Source organism: Streptomyces sp. NBC_00572 (genome assembly GCF_026341815.1).
Lineage (GTDB): Bacteria > Actinomycetota > Actinomycetes > Streptomycetales > Streptomycetaceae > Streptomyces.
Genome location: NZ_JAPENX010000001.1, coordinates 4,211,989 through 4,229,963, shown reverse-complemented (window position 1 = coordinate 4,229,963; position 17,975 = coordinate 4,211,989). Strand labels below are relative to the sequence as shown.

The window sequence follows — 17,975 nt, the reverse complement described above, 5'->3', positions numbered from 1 at the left end:
CCATCAGTACTACTGACGAGTCATCAAGAGGTCGTCACGAGGTCTTCAGGACGATCTTTCCGAAGAGTTCGCCGGTGGCCATCCGCTCGAAGCCCTCCCGCGCCCGGTCCAGCGGCAGGACCTCGTCGACGACCGGCCGGACGCCCGTCGCCGCGCAGAAGGACAGCAGGTCCTCCAGCTCGTCCTTGGAGCCCATGGTCGAGCCGACGACCTTCAGCTCCAGGAAGAAGATCCGGGTCAGCTCCGCGTGCGCCGGCCGGTCGCCGCTCGTGGCGCCCGAGATGACCAGCGTGCCGCCGGGCCGCAGGGACTTGACCGAGTGGGACCAGGTGGCGGCGCCGACGGTCTCGATGACCGCGTCCACCCGCTGCGGGAGCCGTGCGCCCGGCTCGAACGCCTCTACGGCGCCGAGCTCCACGGCCCGCTTGCGCTTGGCCTCGTCACGGCTGGTGGCGAAGACCCGCAGACCGGCCGCCTTGCCGAGGGCGATCGCCGCCGTGGCGACACCGCCGCCCGCACCCTGCACGAGCACGGAGTCCCCGGGCCGTACACCGGCGTTGGTGAAGAGCATCCGGTACGCGGTCAGCCAGGCCGTGGGCAGACAGGCGGCCTCCTCGAAGGAGAGCTCCTTCGGCTTGGGAAGCACGTTCCAGCGGGGCACGGTCACCCGCTCGGCGAAGGTGCCCTGGTAGCGCTCGGTGAGGATGGACCGGGGCTCGTCGGGTCCGACCCCGTGGCCCGTCTGGCCGATCACGGAATGCAGGACGACCTCGTTGCCGTCCTCGTCGATCCCGGCGGCGTCGCAGCCGAGGATCATCGGCAGCTTCTCCTCGGGAAGCCCGACCCCGCGCAGCGACCACAGGTCGTGGTGGTTGAGCGAGGCGGCCTTGACGGTGACGGTGGTCCATCCCGGCCGTACCTCGGGTTCGGGACGTTCACCCAATTCGAGGCCGTTCAGGGGCTGGTCGCGGTCGATTCGGGCAGCGTAGGCAGCGAACATGGCCCCGACCCTAGGCGGGCGCGGGTAGGGGGCGGAACCACGCACCCGTGTGACGCGCGTCCCTCCCCCGGATCGCCCCGTACGCGAAAGGGCCCCGTCCCGGGCTACGGAACAGGGCCCTTTCGCGTGTCGGCAGGTGCACCGGCGGGCATGCGCGTCAGCGGCGTGCGACGCCCTCCGCGCGGGCGGCGGCGGCGACCGCGGCCGCGACGGCCGGGGCGACCCGCTCGTCGAACGGCGACGGGATCACGCAGTCGGCGGCGAGCTGGTCGCCGACGACGTCCGCGATGGCGTTGGCCGCGGCGATCTTCATGCCCTCGGTGATCCGGGAGGCCCGGACCTGGAGCGCGCCGGCGAAGATGCCCGGGAACGCGAGGACGTTGTTGATCTGGTTCGGGTAGTCCGAACGGCCGGTCGCCACGACGGCCGCGTACTTGTGCGCGACGTCGGGGTGGACCTCGGGGTTGGGGTTGGCCATGGCGAACACGAAGGCGTTCGGAGCCATGGACGCGACGGCCGCCTCGGGGACCGTACCGCCGGAGACGCCGATGAAGACGTCGGCGCCGGCGAGGGCGGTCTCCAGGGAGCCGCTGAGGCCCGCCTTGTTGGTGAGGTCGGCGATCTCGCGCTTCACCGGGTTGAGGTCGTCCCGGTCGCGGCTGACGATGCCCTTGCGGTCGGCGACGGCCACGTCACCGAGGCCGGCCTCCAGGAGGAACTTGGCGATGGCCACCCCGGCCGCGCCGGCGCCGGAGATGACCGCGCGCAGGTCGCCGAGGGTCCGGCCGGTCAGCTTCGCCGCGTTGCGGAGGGCGGCGAGGGTGACGATGGCGGTGCCGTGCTGGTCGTCGTGGAAGACGGGGATGTCGAGGCGCTCCTGGAGCTTGCGCTCGATCTCGAAGCACCGCGGGGCCGAGATGTCCTCCAGGTTGACGCCGCCGAAGGACGGGGCCAGCCGGACGACGGTCTCGACGATCTCGTCGGTGTCAGTGGTGGCGAGGGCGATCGGGACCGCGTCCACGCCGCCGAACTGCTTGAAGAGGATGGCCTTCCCCTCCATGACCGGGAGGGAGGCCTCCGGGCCGATGTCACCGAGGCCGAGCACCGCCGTACCGTCGGTCACGACCGCGACGACCTGGGACTTCCAGGTGTAGTCGTTGACCAGGTCGGGCTGCTCGGCGATCGCGGTGCACACCTTGGCGACGCCGGGCGTGTACGCGAGGGACAGGTCGTCCTTGTTCCGGACGGGGACGGTGGCCTGGATGGCCATCTTGCCGCCCCGGTGGAGGGCGAAGACAGGATCGAAGAGCTCCTCCGGAGCTCCTTCCGTACCACTGTCACTGCGAGGATTGACGATCTCCGCTGCCATTGGGTTGACCCCTTAAGTCTGCTTCATTTGAGGGTTGGCCGCTCCTGGTGTGGAGCGGTGGGCGGGTCCCGCGGCCGCCGTGTCTGGTAGCCGCGCGGGCGCGCCGCACAACGCGCCCTGAGCCCCGGATGAGGGGTGTAAGGATCCTTCTTACCGGACGGACGGCACCGCAGACGAGTCCATATCCGCTCGGTGATGCGACTCATACCGAGTGCATCCGGACACGGACGGAGGACGACACGTCACCCCATGTCCATATAGGTGCTTCAAGCACCCGATTGGCGGCCTTCGTGTCGTCCGAATGGCGAGATCTGCAGGAAATTCTTCGGTGGCGTGGAAGGGATCCAGCAGAAGATCCGGCCCTGATGTACCGGCCTGTTGGCATTCGGGGGTCACCCGTTATCCGATTTTGACATCCATGGCCGTCGGTTTGAGGCGGTCCGAATGGCAAGATGCCGTAATCACACGGGGTCACGACACTCGAAGAGACGTACGTGACCCGCCTGGCAACTCCCTCACACGCCGGAGGAACCCGATCATGACCGCACGCTCCACGCGCCGCACGACCGCCAAGACCCGCACCACCCGTCTTGCCGCGGTCGCCGCCATCGCGGTCGTCGGCTCCGTGCTGCTGACCGCCTGTGGCGACCAGACCAACAGTGGTTCCACGAAGGAGAGCGGCACCCCGGCCAACAGCGCCCCGCTCTTCTCGAAGCTCCCCGCCGACATCCAGAAGGCCGGTGTCATCAAGGTCGGCACGGACGCCACGTACGCGCCGATGGAGTTCAAGGAAGGCAGCAAGGTCGTCGGTGTCGACCCCGACATCGCCGCCGCCCTCTCCAAGCAGCTCGGCGTGGATTTCCAGTTCGAGAGCGGCACGTTCGACACGCTGCTCACCGCGCTGCAGTCCGGTCGCACGAACGTCGTGATGTCCTCGATGACCGACACCAAGGCCCGCCAGGAGGGTCTGGACGACAAGGGCCAGAAGGTCGGCACCGGTGTCGACTTCGTCGACTACTTCACCGCCTCCACCGGCATCCTGGTGAAGAAGGGCAACCCGGAGAACATCAAGTCCCTCGACGACCTGTGCGGCAAGAAGCTCGCCGTCCAGCGGGGTACGACGTACGAGCAGGCCGCGAAGGACCAGGCCGAGAAGTGCAAGAAGGACGGCAAGCCGGCCCTCACCTTCGAGGCCTTCCCGACCGACGCCGAGGCCCAGACCCGCGTCAAGGCGGGCGGCGCCGTCGCCGACCTGAACGACTCGCCGGTCGCCGCGTACATCGCGAAGACCGCCGGCGGCGGCAACGACTTCGAGGCCATCGCCAACAAGACGGACGCCGGCCTCTTCGGCATGGCGGTCGACAAGAAGAACACGCAGCTGCGTGACGCGATCAAGGAAGCCCTGGACGCTGCCATCAAGGACGGCAGCTACAAGGCCGCGCTCGACAAGTGGGCCGCCGGCGACGGCGCGATCCCCGCGGCCAAGATCAACGGCGGCTCCTGACCTCTCGCGTACCACTGAAGGGCAGTCGCTGTGACTGACAAGATCGACAAGGTTCCCGCCGGGGCGGCACCCGCCCCGGGGGACCTCCCCCCGGAGGCCATCAAGGCCATTCCGGTCCGCCACTACGGGCGCTGGGTCGCCGGCGTCCTCGTGGTCGCCCTGCTGGCCCTCCTCGGCTTCGCCTTCTCCCAGGGCGACGTCCGCTGGTCCACCGTGCCGGAGAAGCTGTTCGACCCCACGATCCTGAGCGGTCTGTGGCACACCATCCTGATCAGCGTCGCCTCGATGGCCCTGGGCCTGGTGCTCGGTGTGCTGTTCGCCGTGATGCGCCTGTCGAAGAACCCGGTGACCAGCGCGGTCGCCTGGCTCTACATCTGGATCTTCCGCGGCACCCCGGTCTACGTACAGCTGCTGATCTGGTTCAGCCTCGCCCTGATCTTCCCGGTGTTCAACATCGGGTTCTACAAGGACGAGATGACCGACGTCATGACGCCGTTCCTGGCGGCCCTGCTGGGTCTGGGCCTGAACGAGGGCGCCTACATGGCGGAGATCGTCCGGGCCGGCATCCAGTCGGTCGACGAGGGTCAGACCGAGGCCTCCCACGCCCTGGGCATGAGCCAGGCGAAGACCATGCGGCGCGTGGTGCTCCCGCAGTCGATGCGGGTGATCATCCCGCCGACCGGCAACGAGTTCATCAACATGCTGAAGACGTCCTCGCTCGTCGTGGCCGTCCAGTACCCGGATCTGCTGCGCGCCGCGCAGGACATCGCCTCGACGTCGTTCGCGGTCATGGAGATGTTCTTCGTCGCCTCGATCTGGTACCTGATCCTGACCTCGGTGTTCAGCGTCGGCCAGTTCTACCTGGAGCGGCACTACGCGAAGGGTTCGCTGCGCACCCTGCCGCCCACGCCCTGGCAGAAGATCAAGACGAACCTCGCCCGGTTCACGACCCGTGAGGCGGTGACCCGATGACCCTCATGGTGAAGGCCGAGGGCGTCCACAAGTCCTACGGCCCCGCGCACATCCTCAAGGGCATCGACCTCGAGGTGAAGAACGGCGAGGTGTTCTGCCTGATCGGCCCGTCCGGCTCCGGCAAGTCGACCTTCCTGCGGTGCATCAACCACCTGGAGAAGATCAACTCCGGCCGGCTGTACGTCGACGGCGATCTGGTCGGCTACCGCCAGAAGGGCGACAAGCTCTACGAGCTGAAGGACAGCGAGGTCGCCGCCCAGCGCCGCGACATCGGCATGGTCTTCCAGCGCTTCAACCTGTTCCCGCACATGACGGCCCTGGCCAATGTCATGGAGGCGCCGATCCAGGTGAAGGGCGAGTCGAAGGCGGTGGCACGCGAGCGTGCCGAGCGGCTGCTCGACCGGGTCGGCCTGGCCGACAAGGCCGGGAACTACCCCTCGCAGCTCTCCGGCGGCCAGCAGCAGCGCGTCGCCATCGCCCGCGCGCTGGCGATGGAGCCGAAGCTGATGCTCTTCGACGAGCCGACCTCGGCGCTCGACCCGGAGCTGGTCGGTGACGTCCTCGACGTCATGCGGGACCTCGCCGAGTCGGGCATGACAATGGTCGTCGTCACGCACGAGATGGGCTTCGCCCGTGAGGTCGGCGACTCGCTGGTCTTCATGGACGGCGGCGTGGTGGTCGAGTCGGGCAACCCGCGGGACGTCCTGGGCAACCCGCAGCACGACCGGACGAAGGCGTTCCTGTCGAAGGTGCTGTAACAGGCCTCGCGACGACGGAAGGGGCGGTACGGGTCTCCCGTACCGCCCCTTTCCGCGTACCGGCTACTTCACGGCCAGGATCAGTGTGTCGGAGGGCGAGGCCCAGACGGCCCTGGCCTCGCCGAATCCGGCGGCGCGCAGAGAGTCGGCGTGCCAGCCCGGCGCGGGCGCGTCGCCGTCGGCGTGCTCGCCGTAGATCTCGAAACGGCGGGCGGTGGGCTCGGCGAGGACGGGGTCCTTGGCGGCGACGGCCCACCACTCGGCCCAGTCCAGGGCGCCACCGGTCTTGGCGCGGTCCATCACGGCGTGGCGCTGGGCGCGCTCGGCGGCGTTGATACGGGGGGTGGTCCGGTCGATCATGTGGTCGGCGTTCATGAAGACCCCGTCGTCGCGGACGAGACCGGCCAGCTGCCCGTAGAGGGCCGTCAGCGGCTCGCTGTGGAGCCAGTGGAGCGCGGTGGCGGTGAGGACGGCGTCGTACGACTCGTGGGGCAGCCGGGCCGCCCACGCGGGGTCCTTGAGGTCGGCGGTCACGAAGGAGACGCGCTCGTCGCCGGCGAAGTACCCCTCGGCGATGGCGAGGAGGGCCGGGTCGAGGTCGACACCGGTACTGGTCGCCTCCGGGAACCTCTTGAGGAGCCGATCCGTGATACTTCCCGTACCGCACGCGAGGTCGAGGACGCGGGGCTTCGGTCCCACCAAGGCCTCGACCATGTCGAGCATCACCCGGAAGCGCTCCTCACGGTCCGGCATGTACCACTCCTGCTGACGGTCCCAGCTCTGCTGCCAGGCCGCCCAGTCGGTTCCGGTCATCGCCGTTCCTCCCCCTCTTCGTAATACCCTCATAGGGGAAACAGCCGTTACCCCTTCCGACCGAGACACTAGACCGCCGGAGTAAGGACTACAAGTGGAACTGGCCTATTACTCGGATTACGCCGTGCGTCTGGTCAACACCGAGGAGCCGGCCCGCAGCAAGGACGCCCTCACCTCCGTCGAGGTCATCCGCGAGCTGTTCGGTCCCGCCACCCAGATGGCCCGCCGGGCCACCGACTCCGACGTGACCCGGTTCCGCGCGGTACGTGCCCGGCTGCGGGCGGTCTTCACCGCGGCCGACGAGGGCGACCACACGGGCGCCGTGGACCTGCTGAACTCGCTCCTGCTGGAATTCCCCGTCAGCCCGCAGATCTCGGGCCACGACATCCTCGACGAGGACGGCCGGCCGCGGTGGCACATGCATCTCGCCGACCACCCCTCGAACGCGACCGCGGGATACGCGGCGATCGCGGCGATGGGCCTCGCCTTCCACCTCACCGAGTTCGGCGCGGACCGCCTCGGCCTCTGCCAGGCACCCCCCTGCCGCAACGCCTACCTCGACACGTCCACCAACCGCTCCCGCCGCTACTGCTCGGACCGCTGCGCGACCCGCGCCAACGTGGCCGCCTACCGGGCCCGCAAGCGCCTGGAGGCCGACCGGTCGGACGACACGGGCCTCAGCGCCGAGAACAGCCAGGCGAGCGTCACTCCCAGCGACCGCTGACGCCCCGGCGTCAGCGGCCGGTAGCGCGCCCGCACCCGCCCGAGGACCAGCTCGGGCGGTACGGCCCCGAAGACCCGGCTGTCACCCTCGGCGTCCGGGTTGTCGCCCAGCACCCACCAGCCGCCGTCACGTCGCTCGATCAGCCGCTTCACGATGAGCAGATCCTGCTGGAGCGGATGCCGCACCACGGCCACGCACCCCGGCCGCAAGCGCCCGCCGTAGTGCACGAGCAGCTGATCGCCGTGCAGCAGCGTGGGCACCATGGACACCCCTGTCACCTCGGCGATCCCGAACGGAGCCCCGGCCTCCGCCACCCGTTCCCGCCCCGTCTCCCTCATCGGCACCTCCCGGTTCCGCCCGCGCGTCGGCTCGCGCGTCCACTCGTCCACTCGTACACGAGTCCCATGGTGACCCTGGACTTTTGACCTAAGCCCCAGGGGGCGCCCGCGAAAACGCCCTTCTCACCGAGTAATGTCCCACCTGAGAAGACGATCACGAGGAAGGACGGCTCAATGCTCTCCCGCCTGTTTGCCCCCAAGGTGAAGGTCAGCGCCCACTGCGACCTCCCGTGCGGCGTGTACGACCCGGCCCAGGCCCGCATCGAGGCCGAGTCGGTCAAGGCTGTCCAGGAGAAGTACCAGGCGAACGAGGACGCGCACTTCCGCGCCCGCGCCACGGTCATCAAGGAGCAGCGCGCGGAGCTCGCCAAGCACCACGTCTCGGTGCTCTGGAGCGACTACTTCAAGGCCCCGCACTTCGAGAAGTACCCCGAGCTCAACCAGCTGGTCAACGACACCCTGAAGGCCCTCTCGGCCGCCAAGGCGTCGACGGACCCGAAGACGGGCGAGAAGGCGCTGGAGCTCATCGCCGAGATCGACCGCATTTTCTGGGAGACGAAGAAGGCCTGACCTTCCCGTAACCCCGACCGCACCCGGCCCGCAGGCCGCCTCCCCAGGCGTCCACAGCGGACCGGGTGCGGTCTTTTTTTGCGGGGTGCGGGTGTTACGACAGGGGGTGGAGCGGGATGGCGATGTACGACGGGGCGTCCTGCGACGAGCTGAGCTCGATCGCGGACGGGGCGCGGTTGGCGTCCGCGTAAACGGCCGGGGTAGCCGACCGTGACCACCTGTCCGAGTGGCTGGGGCGGTTCAAACCCAAAGGGCCGGTCAGCGACCTACGGCTACCATCGCCGCAGGTCACCAACTGGCCTGTTTCCAGGAGACATAACGACTGAAGGATGATGCCCATGCGCGTCAAGGCTTTCGACCACCTGGTGCTCAACGTGACCGATGTCGACAAGGCGCTCGCGTTCTACACCGGGTCCCTGGGCCTCGCGCCCGAGCGGGTCGAGGAGTGGCGGGCCGGGAAGGTGCCGTTCCCGTCCGTGCGCATCGACGAGAGCACCGTCATCGACCTGTTCTCCCGCCCGCGCGGCGAGTCCAACGTCGACCACATATGCCTGGTCGTGGACCCGCTCGACTGGCAGGAGGTCCTGGATTCCGGGGCGTTCGACGTCCTTGAGGGCCCCGTTCCGCGCTGGGGCGCCCGTGGTTCGGCCCAGTCGGTCTACGTCAAGGACCCGGACGGGAACACGGTCGAGCTGCGCTGGTACCCGCAGGACGCCGAGGGGTAGGCATGACCACTCCGCCGCCGCCGCGGTTGACCCCCGCGGACGCCCGAGCCCTCCAGGGCATGGTGCCGTACGAGATCGGGCCGGGGCTCGGTGAGCATGAACTCGACGCCGTCGAGGCGCGGTTCGGATTCTCGTTCTCGGCCGATCACCGGGTCTTCCTCGGCGCCGGGCTCCCGCTCGGCGCGCGCTGGCCCGACTGGCGGAACGGCGATCCCGAGGAGCTGGCCGCATGGCTCGCCGGTCCCGTCGAAGGGGTGCTCTTCGACGTGGAGCACAACGGCTTCTGGCATCCTGCCTGGAGCCCGAGGCCCTCGGGCACGACCGAGGCGCTGCGGGTCGCGCGGGCCGAGTCGGCGGACGTTCCCCAGCTCGTCCCCGTCTTCGGCCACCGCTTCCTGCCGGGTACGGCGGGCGAGTGGGGGCACCCCGTGCTGTCCGTCCACCAGACCGACATCATCTTCTACGGGAACCACCTCGCCGACTACATCCGGTACGAGTTCGGCGGCTGGGCGAGCGGTCTCGACGCCCGCGCGACCGTCGATTTCTGGTCGTACTTCGTCGAGAGCGGCCCGGGCATCGACGTCACCGCGCCCACTCCGTACACCCCCTACGCCGTCACGGCGGGGGAGGCCGTCGAGTGCGTCCGGATGCTGGCCCTTGAGCGCCTGATCGGGCGGCGGCCCTCTCCGGAGCAGCTGATCGAGGCGGGGCTCACGGCGCTGGTGCTCGACGTCGAGACGGAGTCCCTGCCGCTGCTCGCCGGCCTGACGCGCTCGGAGCACGACCTCGCCGACGGTCTCTTCGAGCGGGTGCTCGACGAGCTCGGCCCGGCCGACGCCCCGCCCCCGGACGCGTCCGGCCTCTCCCAGGAGGCCGCGCGTTGGGAGTTGGTGCGCTGGTGGCTCCGGCTGATCGTGAACGGGAGCCTGGCCCCCGGGGCCGGCGGTGACCTGATCACGTACGAGGGCTGGGTCAGGCTGGACCGGCCGCCGGGGCTCAGGCCGCTGTTCGACAAGGTGGACGCCCACAACAGCTGGGCCGCCCTCCGGGCCGGCACCCGCGAGCAGCTCGCGGGGGCGATCGTCGCCGAGGCCGAGCGACTGCTCGCCGGGCCCTGGCCACCGCGCGACTGAACCCGGGTCTCCGGGGTCCCTGGCCCGGGTCTCCGGGTCTCCGGGGACTCCGGGGACTCCGGGGACTCCAAGTCTCCGGACTCCGGGGAGTCCCGGTCTTCCGGGAGCTACGCCTCCGTCGGCAGGCTGTAGCGGCGCTTCTCCTTCGACGTGGCGCCCAGGCGGTCGTAGAAGCGGATCGCGTTCTCGTTCCACGCCGGGGTCTGCCACTGGATCTCCGCCAGGCCGAGGCTGCTCGCCTCCGTGCGGACCGCCGCCATCAGGAGCGGCCCCAGGCCGTGGCCCCGGGAGGTCTCCGTGAGGTAGAGGCAGTCCAAGTGGAGGTACTCCGTACCGTCCCAGGTGGAGAGTTCCGGTGCGCAGGTCGCGTAGCCCACGAGGGTGCCGTCGGGGAGGGTGGCGACCAGGCAGCGGAGGCGGGGCGGTTCGGGGCCGAAGAGGAGGCCGGTGAGGCGGTCCGTCAGGCCGGGGGCCGGGGGCGCCGCCTTCTCGTACGCCGCGTGCTCGGCGACGAGTTCCACGACCCGCGGCAGGTCCTCCGGGCGTGCGTGTCGGACCACTGCCCGTTCCGGGTGTTCGCTCATGCCGTCATCATGCACGGTCCCACCGACAGCCCCGCCGCCGTCCCCTCGCGGCGGAGCCACTCGCGGTACGGGGCCGCTCGGAGGGCCACCTCGCGATAGGCCGCCGCGAGTTCCGCGTACAGCGCGTCCAGGGGTGCCCCGGGGCGCGCGTACAGCAGGAGCCGGACGGCCAGCGGGTCGCCGCGCAGGGGGCGGACCGCCATGTCCTCGCGGGGGCCGGAGGTCGGCTGGCAGGGGGCGACGGCCTCGCCGAGGACGATGAGGGAGGCGGCCGTGTGGTAGTCGCCGTGCAGCAGCGGCGGGTCGATGCCGGCGGCGTCCAGGACCCGGCGGAGGCCGTCCCATTCGCCGTCCACGGTCGGGTCGACCATCCAGTGGTCGTCGGCCAGGTCGGCGAGGTCCACGACCGACCGGGCGGCGGCCGGGTGGTCGCGGGCCAGGGAGATGAACTGCGGTTCGCGGGCGACCAGGACCCGCCCGTCGAGGCCCTCGGGGACCCGTAAGGGGCAGCCCTCCACCTCGTGCACGAACGCCACGTCGAGCTGTCCGGTGGCGACGCTCCGCAGCAGCGCGTTGGCGGAGACGTCCATCCGGAGGGCGATGTCGGTGCCGGGCAGCCGCTGGCGGAGCCGGCGCAGCCAGCCCGGGAGCGCCCGGCTCGCCGTGGAACCGACGCGCAGCCCGGGTCCGTCGGTGCGGGCGGCCGCGGCACGGGTCTCGCTGACGAGCGCCGCCATGTCGGCGACGAGCGGACGGGCCCGGCTGAGCAGGGAGCGGCCGAGTGGGGTCGGGCGGCAGCCGGTGCGGCCGCGGGAGAAGAGCTCGGCGCCCAGGGAGTTCTCGATGCGGCGCAGCTGGGTGGTCAACGAGGGCTGGCTCATGCCCAGTTGACGGGCCGCCTTGTGCAGGCTGCCCGTGTCCGCGATGGCGCAGAGCGCGCGCAGGTGTCTCACCTCCAGCTCCATGCCCCGAGGGTAGGGCGGCGCCCTGAGTCGCACCAGATACCCGGAACCCTCCAATCACCTTTGATTTCAAGGTAGTTGGGGGCCGTCGGGATGGTGATGCGGTGAGGCTATCGGCGGTTGACATCATCCCCGTACGCCCCGGCTCCCCCGAGACTCTCTCCAGTCCCCTACAGGAGGAGCCCCCCATGCGTCACCCCAAGGTCCTCACCTCTGTACTGACCACCGCCCTCGGCCTCGGCCTCGCCGCCTCCCTCGGTACGGCCCCGGCGGCGGCCGTGAACACCGCCCCGGCGGGCAACGCCGCCGTCGCGTACGCCGGTTCGGCCGAAGAGGCGAAGGCCAACCAGGCGTTCTTCGACGCCGTCGTGAAGTCCGTGGCGAAGAAGCGGGCCGCCAACCCCGGCGCCGCTGCCGTCACCGTCGTCTACAGCGCATCCAACGCGCCGAGCTTCCGCACCCAGATAGCCCGCTCCACGCAGATCTGGAACAGCTCGGTGGTGAACGTCCGCCTCGTCGAGGGCAGCAACCCGGACTTCGCCTACTACGAGGGCAACGACTCCCGTGGCTCGTACGCGAGCACCGACGGCCACGGGAGCGGCTACATCTTCCTCGACTACCGGCAGAACCAGCAGTACAACTCCACCCGGGTGACCGCCCACGAGACCGGGCACGTCCTCGGACTGCCGGACCACTACAGCGGTCCGTGCAGCGAGCTGATGTCGGGCGGCGGCCCCGGCACGTCCTGCCAGAACGCCCAGCCGAACTCCCAGGAGCGTTCCCGCGTCGACCAGTTGTGGCGCTTCGGCCTCGCCTCCGCGTTCAAGAACTGATCGGGCCGGAACCGAAAGGCGGCGGCGTCCCCTCCCCGGGGCGCCGCCGTCCTCGTTCTCGGTTCCTGTACGGCCGCTCTCAGGCCGCCTGGAGCAGCCGGCGGGAGAAGTCCGCGCCGGGCGGGAGCTGGCGCCGGACCCGCTCCAGGGCCCCGTCGAAGTCACCTCCGGCGACGCACGATTCGATGGCGGCGCCACCGTAGTGCAGGGTCAGGCTGAGGTCCTCGCGCTCACCGAGGGTCAGCAGGCAGCTCAGCGTGGCCTGCTGGGTGGCGCCGTCCAGGACGACGGGGAGCGGAAGGTCCCACTCCAGGACGCAGCCGGTGAGGACCTGCCCGCCCTCCTCGGCCGCGCTGAGCGCGGCGAAGCTCTCGCCCGTGTACTCGATCCCCCTGATCCGGGTGGCGACGCGCCGCCCGTCGGCCGTGATGACGATCGCTTCCGCGCCGCTGCGGTCCCGGTACCAGCCGGTCCAGACTTCCGTCGACTCCGATGACATGCGCCGGACTGTAGCGGTATGACCGGCTCCGGCGCGCGTCCGGTCACCCTGGGGCCGGACTTCTCCCGATCTCGTCGTTCTTGCCGGTCACATGCGTGCTCGTCGCTTCCGCACCCACGTCGACACCCGCTTCCGCGCCCTCGTGGAGCGGGCAGTCCGGGGTGCGGCAGGGCTGCACTTCCCACTCCGGCACCCAGGCCCCGAGGACCTTGTGCCGGGTGGCCACCGTCGCTCGCGGCTGCCCGCAGGCCGGGCATCTTTGCTCGGACCGGGGGTCCCGCGTCGTGCGAGAAGCCTCGTCACCCATGTGTCCAGGGTAGGACGGCTCGCGCGGGAGCGCTTCCCGCCGTCACCGCTTCCTGGAGTACGTGCGGACGAACACGCCGTTGTCGAAGACGCGCAGGTCGTTCAGCTCGAAGTCGCGGGGCTCGAAGCCGGCGCCGAACATCGGCATGCCGGATCCGTACACCTGCGGATAGGTCTTGATGACCAGCTCGTCGATCTCCTCGATGAGCTGACCGGCGATGACGGAGCCACCGCAGAGCCAGATGCCCAGGGGACTGTCCTCGGCCTTGAGCTCGCGGATGCGGCCGACGAGGTCGTCGGCGATCAGCTCCACGTCGGGGTGGGGCGGCTCGGCCAGGGAGCGGGTGGCGACGATCTCCCGCAGATGGCCGTACGGGCTGGTGACGCCGACGTCGAGGGCGATCTGGTACGAGCCCCTCCCCTGGACGACGGTGTCGAAACGCTTGTTCTCCGCGTCGATCCCGAGCATCTCCCGGCCTTGCGCCGAGACGGTCTCGGGGTACTCGGCGGTCAGGAACTCCAGGAACGGAGCGTCCACGAACTGGTACATGGACGTGGCATCGCCCTGGGGGTCACCGATGAAGCCATCGATGGTGCAGGCGATGAAGTACGTGAGCTTGCGCAAACCGGTCCTCTTCACATTCGGGTCGTGACTGCGATCGCAACCACGACGGCTATAGTGCTTCACCTGTAGTGGTTACGCAAGCCCTATTTTCGATGAAGGAGGAACACGACATGGCAAGAAACCCCGAACGACGTACGGCACTGCTCGACGCCGCCATCCAGGTCCTGGCGGACGAAGGTGCCCGCGGGCTGACCTTCCGCGCGGTCGACGCCTGCGCCGGGGTCCCCACCGGCACCTCGTCGAACTACTTCCGCGACCGGGACCAGGTGCTCGCCGAGGTCGCCGACCGGATCTTCGAACGGCTGACCCCCGAGCCCGGCGTCATGGAGACCGCCATGCTGCCGGCGCCGAGCCGCGCCCTGGTCCTTGAGCTCATGCGCCAGGTCGCCCAGCGGCTCGCCGCCGAGCGCACCTGCTACCTCGGCCTCTTCGAGCTCCGCCTCGAAGCGGTGCGCCGCCCCGAGCTGCGGACCCAGCTCACCAAGGTGCTCCGGGGCGATCTGGACGCGAACATCCAGGGGCACCTCGACGCCGCGATGCCCGGGGACGCGGACACGGTCCGGCTGCTCTACTTCGCCCTCACGGGGCTGCTGTTCGACCACTTCACGGTCCCGGGCCTGCACGGCGCCCGGGACCTGGACGAGCTGATCGAGACCGTGGTCACCCGCATCGTCCCCGAGGCCTGAGGCCCGCGGGCCCCGGCTCCCGACCCGGCCCCGCGCCGCGCCGCGCGGACCCAGCCCCGACCCCGGCCCCGGCCCCGCAGCGTCAGCGCGTGCGCCGGGTGACGAACTCCGCGAGCGCCAGCATGTCCCCCGCCGCCGCCAGGTCCGGGACCGCCTGGGCCAGATGCTCGACGGCGCGGCCCATCCGCTCGGCGGCCTGGTCCTGGGCCCAGTCGCGTCCGCCGGCCCGCTCGACCGCGTCCGCCGCCGCCCGTACCGCCGCCGTGTCGAGGACCGGACGGGCGTACAGCTCGGCCAGCTCGTCCCCCGCCGACGTCCCCGAGGCGAGGGCCGCCACCACCGGAAGCGACTTCTTGTGGGCGACCAGATCGGCCCCGGCCGGCTTCCCCGTGCGGTCCGGGTCGCCCCAGATCCCGATGAGGTCGTCGATCAGCTGGAAGGCGAGACCCGCCTCCCGGCCGAAGGCGTCCATCGCCGCGACCTCCTCCTCCCCCGCGCCCGCGTAGAGCGCGCCGATGGCGCAGGAGGCGCCGAGCAGCGCGCCGGTCTTGGCGGTGGCCATGGCCAGGCACTCGTCGAGGGAGACCTCACGCGGTGCGCGCCGTTCGAAGGCGCAGTCCGCCTGCTGCCCCGCGCAGAGCTCGATGATGCACGCGGCCAGCCGCGCGGAGGCGGCGGCAGAGGCGGGGTGCGGGTCCTCGGCGAGCATCCGCAGGGCGAGCGCGCTCATCGCGTCACCGGCGATCAGCGCGTCCGGGATGCCGAAGACGGTCCAGGCGGTGGGCCGGTGCCGTCGGGTCACGTCCTCGTCGACGATGTCGTCGTGGAGCAGCGTGAAGTTGTGCGCGAGCTCCACCGCCGCAGCGGCCTTCACCGCCCGCGCCTCCTGGGCGCCGAGGGCGCGCGCCGCCGCGAGGACCAGCGCGGGCCGGATGGCCTTGCCCGGCTGCTCCTCGGCCGGGGAGCCGTCGGCGTGCTCCCAGCCGAAGTGGTACATCGCGACCCGCCGCATGGAACCGGGCAGGGTCTCGACGGTCGAGCGCAGTTGGGGATTGACAGCGGTCCGCGTCCGGTCGAGGAGCCGCACGGCCCCCTGACCGTCGGTGACGGCATCCCCGCCGGCAATGGTCACGGTCACTTCCTTCGTATCCTCCGTGGCGGTGCGGCGCGGGCGGGCCGGGAACACCCGGGGGCGGGAGGGTTCGGTCCCCGCCCCCGGGACGTCGTCGGCTCAGCGCCAGCGGCTGACCTCGACGTTCTCCAGGACACCGAGGGCGTCCGGGACGAGGATCGCCGCCGAGTAGTAGGCCGTGACCAGGTAGGAGATGATCGCCTGCTCGTCGATGCCCATGAAGCGGACGGAGAGGCTGGGCTCGATCTCGTCGGGGATGCCGGTCTGGTGCAGACCGATGACGCCCTGGTCGGCCTCGCCGGTACGCATGCAGATGATCGAGGTGGTCCGGGCGTCCGAGACCGGGATCTTGTTGCACGGGTAGATCGGCACACCGCGCCAGGTCGGGATGCGGTTGCCGTTGATGTCGATCGTCTCGGGCACCAGACCGCGCTTGTTGAGCTCGCGGCCGAAGGCGGCGATGGCCCGCGGGTGGGCGAGGAAGAGCTTGGAGCCCCGCCGGCGGGAGAGCAGCTCGTCCATGTCGTCGGGGCTGGGGGCGCCGTCGTGGGGCTGGAGCCGCTGCCCGTAGTCGCAGTTGGCGAGGAGGCCGAACTCCTTGTTGTTGACCAGCTCGTACTCCTGGCGCTCGCGGAGCGCCTCGACCGTCAGCCGCAACTGCTGCTCGGTCTGGTTCATCGGCTGGTTGTAGAGGTCGGCGACGCGGCTGTGCACCTTCAGCACGGTCTGGGCGACGCTCAGCTCGTACTCACGGGGCGAGGCGTCGTAGTCGACGTAGGTGTGCGGGACGACGGCCTCGCCGACATGGCCCGCGGAGAGGTCGATCTCGGCCTCGCCGTACTTGTTGGTCCGCTGGTGGGGCAGGGCGGCCACGCCCGCGAGGTGGGCGGCGAGCGAGCCGGCCCGCTCCGCGAGGTTCCGTACGTCGTCCCGGGTGAGCTCCAGGACCGTACAGGCGGTGGCAGCGCGGGCGGACCACTCCCAGGTGGCCTCCGGGTCGACGAGGGCGTCGTCGCCGAAGTAGGCGCCGTCGGCGAGGACTCCGAGGACGGCCTCGTCGCCGTACGGCCCCTCGCCGATCTGCTCGATCCTGCCGTGCGCGAGGAGGTGGACCCGGTCGGTCGGCTCGCCCGCGACGGCGATGACCTCGCCGGCGGCGTACTCCCGCTGACGGCAGCGGGACGCGAGCTCGGTCAGGGCCTCCTCGTCCTCGTAGCCGCGCAGGACGGGGAGTTCGCCGAGTTCGGCGGGGATGACCGCGACGCGCTCTCCGGTCTGGACGAAGGTGACCCGGCCGTCGCCCACGGAGTAGCTGAGCCTCCGGTTCACCCGGTACGTACCGCCCTGCACCTGGACCCACGGCAGCGCCCGCAGCAGCCACCGTGAGGTGATCTCCTGCATCTGCGGCGCCGACTTGGTGGTCGTGGCGAGGTTCCGCGCGGCGGCGGTGCCGAGACTCTGCTGCGGCGCCTGCTGCTCCGCGACGCGGACCTCGTCGCCAACCGAACCAACGGACATGGAACTCCCTCTCGTATGACTGATTTGCGAGACGAAGCCTTTCAGCACGGAGCGTGTCGGCGCCATTACACATTCGAGTGGGACTGTTCGACGATCTTCGGGGCATGTCCCGCTTTTTCCATCCGAACAGCGGAGTCCCACACGCCCCACGGGACGCTGTCCGGATCGGCTCGCACACGACCCGAACGGATGGCAGCGGAGTGACGGAATCCGGTACTCCGGAACCTCGGCACTCCGCACCCCGGAGGCCCCCGCCCTTCGAAGGGAGTCGGTCATGTCCACCCCCATGTCCGCGAGCAGGTTCCTCGGCGCGCTGCGCGGCGAGGGCCTCGCGGTCGTCCAGGTCGGCGAATGGTCCACCCACAACCGCAACCACAAGGGCCCCTGGGGCCCGGTGCACGGCGTGATGATCCACCACACCGTGACCCGCGGCACCGCGAACACCGTCCGGATCTGCCGGGACGGCTACGAGGGCCTGCCGGGACCGCTCTGCCACGGCGTGATCGCCAAGGACGGCACGGTCCACCTGGTCGGCTACGGCCGCGCCAACCACGCGGGGCTCGGCGACGACGAGGTCCTCAGGGCGGTCATCGCCGAGCGCGGCCTGCCGCGCGACGACGAGGCCACCACCGACGGCAACCGGCACTTCTACGGCTTCGAGTGCGAGAACCTCGGCAACGGCGAGGACCCGTGGCCCAAGGTCCAGCTGGAGGCCATCGCGAAGGCGGCGGCCGCACTGTGCCGGGTGCACGGCTGGACGCACCGCTCCGTCATCGGGCACCTGGAGTGGCAGCCGGGGAAGGTGGACCCGCGCGGCTTCACGATGGCCTCGATGCGCGAGCGGATCGCCGACCTCCTGCGCTGAGCCCCCGAAGCACGCTCGACCCCCGGAGCGCGCGGGGGCGACGGGCCGACGCGCGGGCG

The 17,975-nt window shown here is 70.6% G+C and carries 20 protein-coding genes; 10 read left to right on the top strand and 10 right to left on the bottom strand.

What is annotated here, in order from left to right; genetic code table 11:
- Positions 1-34: 34 nt before the first annotated feature.
- Both OG514_RS19785 and OG514_RS19780 read right to left on the bottom strand, forming a co-directional pair.
- Positions 35-1,000, bottom strand: coding sequence for a zinc-binding dehydrogenase (locus OG514_RS19785; protein WP_266896569.1), 966 nt, complete (start codon positions 998-1,000; stop codon positions 35-37).
- A 157-nt stretch (positions 1,001-1,157) separates the two neighbouring features.
- Entirely contained in the window at positions 1,158-2,369 is a 1,212-nt protein-coding gene (locus OG514_RS19780) for an NADP-dependent malic enzyme (protein WP_266896567.1), read from the bottom strand.
- 538 nt (positions 2,370-2,907) lie between these two features.
- Here OG514_RS19780 and OG514_RS19775 point away from each other — a divergent pair.
- From OG514_RS19775 to OG514_RS19765, 3 genes are read left to right on the top strand one after another with little or no spacing between them, the layout of a single operon-like run.
- Positions 2,908-3,873, top strand: a complete 966-nt coding sequence (locus OG514_RS19775) for an ABC transporter substrate-binding protein (protein ID WP_266896565.1) — start codon at positions 2,908-2,910, stop codon at positions 3,871-3,873.
- Positions 3,874-3,903: 30 nt separating this feature from the next.
- Positions 3,904-4,845, top strand: coding sequence for an amino acid ABC transporter permease (locus OG514_RS19770; RefSeq protein ID WP_266896563.1), 942 nt, complete (start codon positions 3,904-3,906; stop codon positions 4,843-4,845).
- Positions 4,842-5,603: an amino acid ABC transporter ATP-binding protein gene (locus OG514_RS19765; RefSeq protein WP_323181572.1), complete on the top strand. Its 762-nt coding sequence runs from the start codon at positions 4,842-4,844 to the stop codon at positions 5,601-5,603. Before OG514_RS19770 ends, OG514_RS19765 begins: the two co-directional genes overlap by 4 nt.
- Positions 5,604-5,666: 63 nt before the next feature.
- On the opposite strand, the gene OG514_RS19760 is transcribed toward OG514_RS19765, so the two are convergent.
- On the bottom strand, positions 5,667-6,416 hold the full coding sequence (locus tag OG514_RS19760) for a trans-aconitate 2-methyltransferase (protein ID WP_266896561.1): 750 nt from the start codon (positions 6,414-6,416) through the stop codon (positions 5,667-5,669).
- Positions 6,417-6,510: 94 nt separating this feature from the next.
- Here OG514_RS19760 and OG514_RS19755 point away from each other — a divergent pair, with 94 nt between their 5' ends.
- Positions 6,511-7,140 (top strand): CGNR zinc finger domain-containing protein, encoded by a 630-nt coding sequence (locus tag OG514_RS19755; protein ID WP_266896559.1) that lies wholly within the window; start codon positions 6,511-6,513, stop codon positions 7,138-7,140.
- Here OG514_RS19755 and sodX read toward each other — a convergent pair.
- Positions 7,044-7,478, bottom strand: coding sequence for a nickel-type superoxide dismutase maturation protease (gene sodX / locus OG514_RS19750; protein ID WP_266896557.1), 435 nt, complete (start codon positions 7,476-7,478; stop codon positions 7,044-7,046). The two genes, OG514_RS19755 and sodX, sit on opposite strands and share 97 nt — an antisense overlap.
- Before the next feature lie 174 nt (positions 7,479-7,652).
- On the opposite strand from sodX, the gene sodN reads away from it, so the two are divergent.
- From sodN to OG514_RS19735, 3 genes are all read left to right on the top strand, one after another.
- Positions 7,653-8,048, top strand: a complete 396-nt coding sequence (sodN, locus tag OG514_RS19745) for a superoxide dismutase, Ni (protein ID WP_030320908.1) — start codon at positions 7,653-7,655, stop codon at positions 8,046-8,048.
- A 338-nt stretch (positions 8,049-8,386) separates the two neighbouring features.
- The gene (locus OG514_RS19740) at positions 8,387-8,773 is read left to right on the top strand and encodes a VOC family protein (protein WP_266896552.1); all 387 of its coding nucleotides are present in this window, start codon (positions 8,387-8,389) and stop codon (positions 8,771-8,773) included.
- Between the two features lie 2 nt (positions 8,774-8,775).
- Positions 8,776-9,906 (top strand): hypothetical protein, encoded by a 1,131-nt coding sequence (locus OG514_RS19735; RefSeq protein WP_266896550.1) that lies wholly within the window; start codon positions 8,776-8,778, stop codon positions 9,904-9,906.
- A gap of 107 nt (positions 9,907-10,013) precedes the next feature.
- Here the strand turns inward: OG514_RS19735 and OG514_RS19730 are convergent, their stop codons facing one another.
- Entirely contained in the window at positions 10,014-10,490 is a 477-nt protein-coding gene (locus OG514_RS19730; RefSeq protein WP_266896548.1) for a GNAT family N-acetyltransferase, read from the bottom strand.
- The gene (locus OG514_RS19725) at positions 10,487-11,455 is read right to left on the bottom strand and encodes a LysR family transcriptional regulator (RefSeq protein WP_266896546.1); all 969 of its coding nucleotides are present in this window, start codon (positions 11,453-11,455) and stop codon (positions 10,487-10,489) included. Before OG514_RS19725 ends, OG514_RS19730 begins: the two co-directional genes overlap by 4 nt.
- Before the next feature lie 185 nt (positions 11,456-11,640).
- On the opposite strand from OG514_RS19725, the gene snpA reads away from it, so the two are divergent.
- On the top strand, positions 11,641-12,285 hold the full coding sequence (gene snpA, locus OG514_RS19720) for a snapalysin (protein WP_266896544.1): 645 nt from the start codon (positions 11,641-11,643) through the stop codon (positions 12,283-12,285).
- A gap of 79 nt (positions 12,286-12,364) precedes the next feature.
- On the opposite strand, the gene OG514_RS19715 is transcribed toward snpA, so the two are convergent.
- Together OG514_RS19715 and OG514_RS19705 are read right to left on the bottom strand one after the other, a co-directional pair.
- Complete coding sequence (locus tag OG514_RS19715) at positions 12,365-12,784, bottom strand: DUF6304 family protein (protein WP_266896542.1); 420 nt, start codon at positions 12,782-12,784, stop codon at positions 12,365-12,367.
- 349 nt (positions 12,785-13,133) lie between these two features.
- Positions 13,134-13,715 (bottom strand): dihydrofolate reductase family protein, encoded by a 582-nt coding sequence (locus tag OG514_RS19705; protein ID WP_266896538.1) that lies wholly within the window; start codon positions 13,713-13,715, stop codon positions 13,134-13,136.
- A 110-nt stretch (positions 13,716-13,825) separates the two neighbouring features.
- Between OG514_RS19705 and OG514_RS19700 the strand changes: the two genes are divergently transcribed.
- Positions 13,826-14,401, top strand: coding sequence for a TetR/AcrR family transcriptional regulator (locus tag OG514_RS19700; RefSeq protein WP_266896536.1), 576 nt, complete (start codon positions 13,826-13,828; stop codon positions 14,399-14,401).
- An 82-nt stretch (positions 14,402-14,483) separates the two neighbouring features.
- Here OG514_RS19700 and OG514_RS19695 read toward each other — a convergent pair whose 3' ends face one another.
- Positions 14,484-15,533, bottom strand: a complete 1,050-nt coding sequence (locus OG514_RS19695) for a family 2 encapsulin nanocompartment cargo protein polyprenyl transferase (protein ID WP_266896534.1) — start codon at positions 15,531-15,533, stop codon at positions 14,484-14,486.
- 99 nt (positions 15,534-15,632) lie between these two features.
- Positions 15,633-17,051, bottom strand: coding sequence for a family 2B encapsulin nanocompartment shell protein (locus tag OG514_RS19690; RefSeq protein ID WP_266896532.1), 1,419 nt, complete (start codon positions 17,049-17,051; stop codon positions 15,633-15,635).
- A 274-nt stretch (positions 17,052-17,325) separates the two neighbouring features.
- Here OG514_RS19690 and OG514_RS19685 point away from each other — a divergent pair, with 274 nt between their 5' ends.
- Complete coding sequence (locus OG514_RS19685) at positions 17,326-17,916, top strand: N-acetylmuramoyl-L-alanine amidase (RefSeq protein ID WP_266896530.1); 591 nt, start codon at positions 17,326-17,328, stop codon at positions 17,914-17,916.
- Positions 17,917-17,975 lie beyond the last annotated feature (59 nt).

What these genes read in the sequence shown, in the direction of transcription:
- OG514_RS19785 (WP_266896569.1), bottom strand. Translation starts at nt 1,000, where the DNA reads ATGTTCGCTGCCTACGCTGCCCGAATCGACCGCGACCAGCCCCTGAAC.
- OG514_RS19780 (WP_266896567.1), bottom strand. Translation starts at nt 2,369, where the DNA reads ATGGCAGCGGAGATCGTCAATCCTCGCAGTGACAGTGGTACGGAAGGA.
- OG514_RS19775 (WP_266896565.1), top strand. Translation starts at nt 2,908, where the DNA reads ATGACCGCACGCTCCACGCGCCGCACGACCGCCAAGACCCGCACCACC.
- OG514_RS19765 (WP_323181572.1), top strand. Translation starts at nt 4,842, where the DNA reads ATGACCCTCATGGTGAAGGCCGAGGGCGTCCACAAGTCCTACGGCCCC.
- OG514_RS19760 (WP_266896561.1), bottom strand. Translation starts at nt 6,416, where the DNA reads ATGACCGGAACCGACTGGGCGGCCTGGCAGCAGAGCTGGGACCGTCAG.
- sodX (WP_266896557.1), bottom strand. Translation starts at nt 7,478, where the DNA reads ATGAGGGAGACGGGGCGGGAACGGGTGGCGGAGGCCGGGGCTCCGTTC.
- sodN (WP_030320908.1), top strand. Translation starts at nt 7,653, where the DNA reads ATGCTCTCCCGCCTGTTTGCCCCCAAGGTGAAGGTCAGCGCCCACTGC.
- OG514_RS19740 (WP_266896552.1), top strand. Translation starts at nt 8,387, where the DNA reads ATGCGCGTCAAGGCTTTCGACCACCTGGTGCTCAACGTGACCGATGTC.
- OG514_RS19735 (WP_266896550.1), top strand. Translation starts at nt 8,776, where the DNA reads ATGACCACTCCGCCGCCGCCGCGGTTGACCCCCGCGGACGCCCGAGCC.
- OG514_RS19730 (WP_266896548.1), bottom strand. Translation starts at nt 10,490, where the DNA reads ATGAGCGAACACCCGGAACGGGCAGTGGTCCGACACGCACGCCCGGAG.
- OG514_RS19725 (WP_266896546.1), bottom strand. Translation starts at nt 11,455, where the DNA reads ATGGAGCTGGAGGTGAGACACCTGCGCGCGCTCTGCGCCATCGCGGAC.
- snpA (WP_266896544.1), top strand. Translation starts at nt 11,641, where the DNA reads ATGCGTCACCCCAAGGTCCTCACCTCTGTACTGACCACCGCCCTCGGC.
- OG514_RS19715 (WP_266896542.1), bottom strand. Translation starts at nt 12,784, where the DNA reads ATGTCATCGGAGTCGACGGAAGTCTGGACCGGCTGGTACCGGGACCGC.
- OG514_RS19700 (WP_266896536.1), top strand. Translation starts at nt 13,826, where the DNA reads ATGGCAAGAAACCCCGAACGACGTACGGCACTGCTCGACGCCGCCATC.
- OG514_RS19690 (WP_266896532.1), bottom strand. Translation starts at nt 17,051, where the DNA reads ATGTCCGTTGGTTCGGTTGGCGACGAGGTCCGCGTCGCGGAGCAGCAG.
- OG514_RS19685 (WP_266896530.1), top strand. Translation starts at nt 17,326, where the DNA reads ATGTCCACCCCCATGTCCGCGAGCAGGTTCCTCGGCGCGCTGCGCGGC.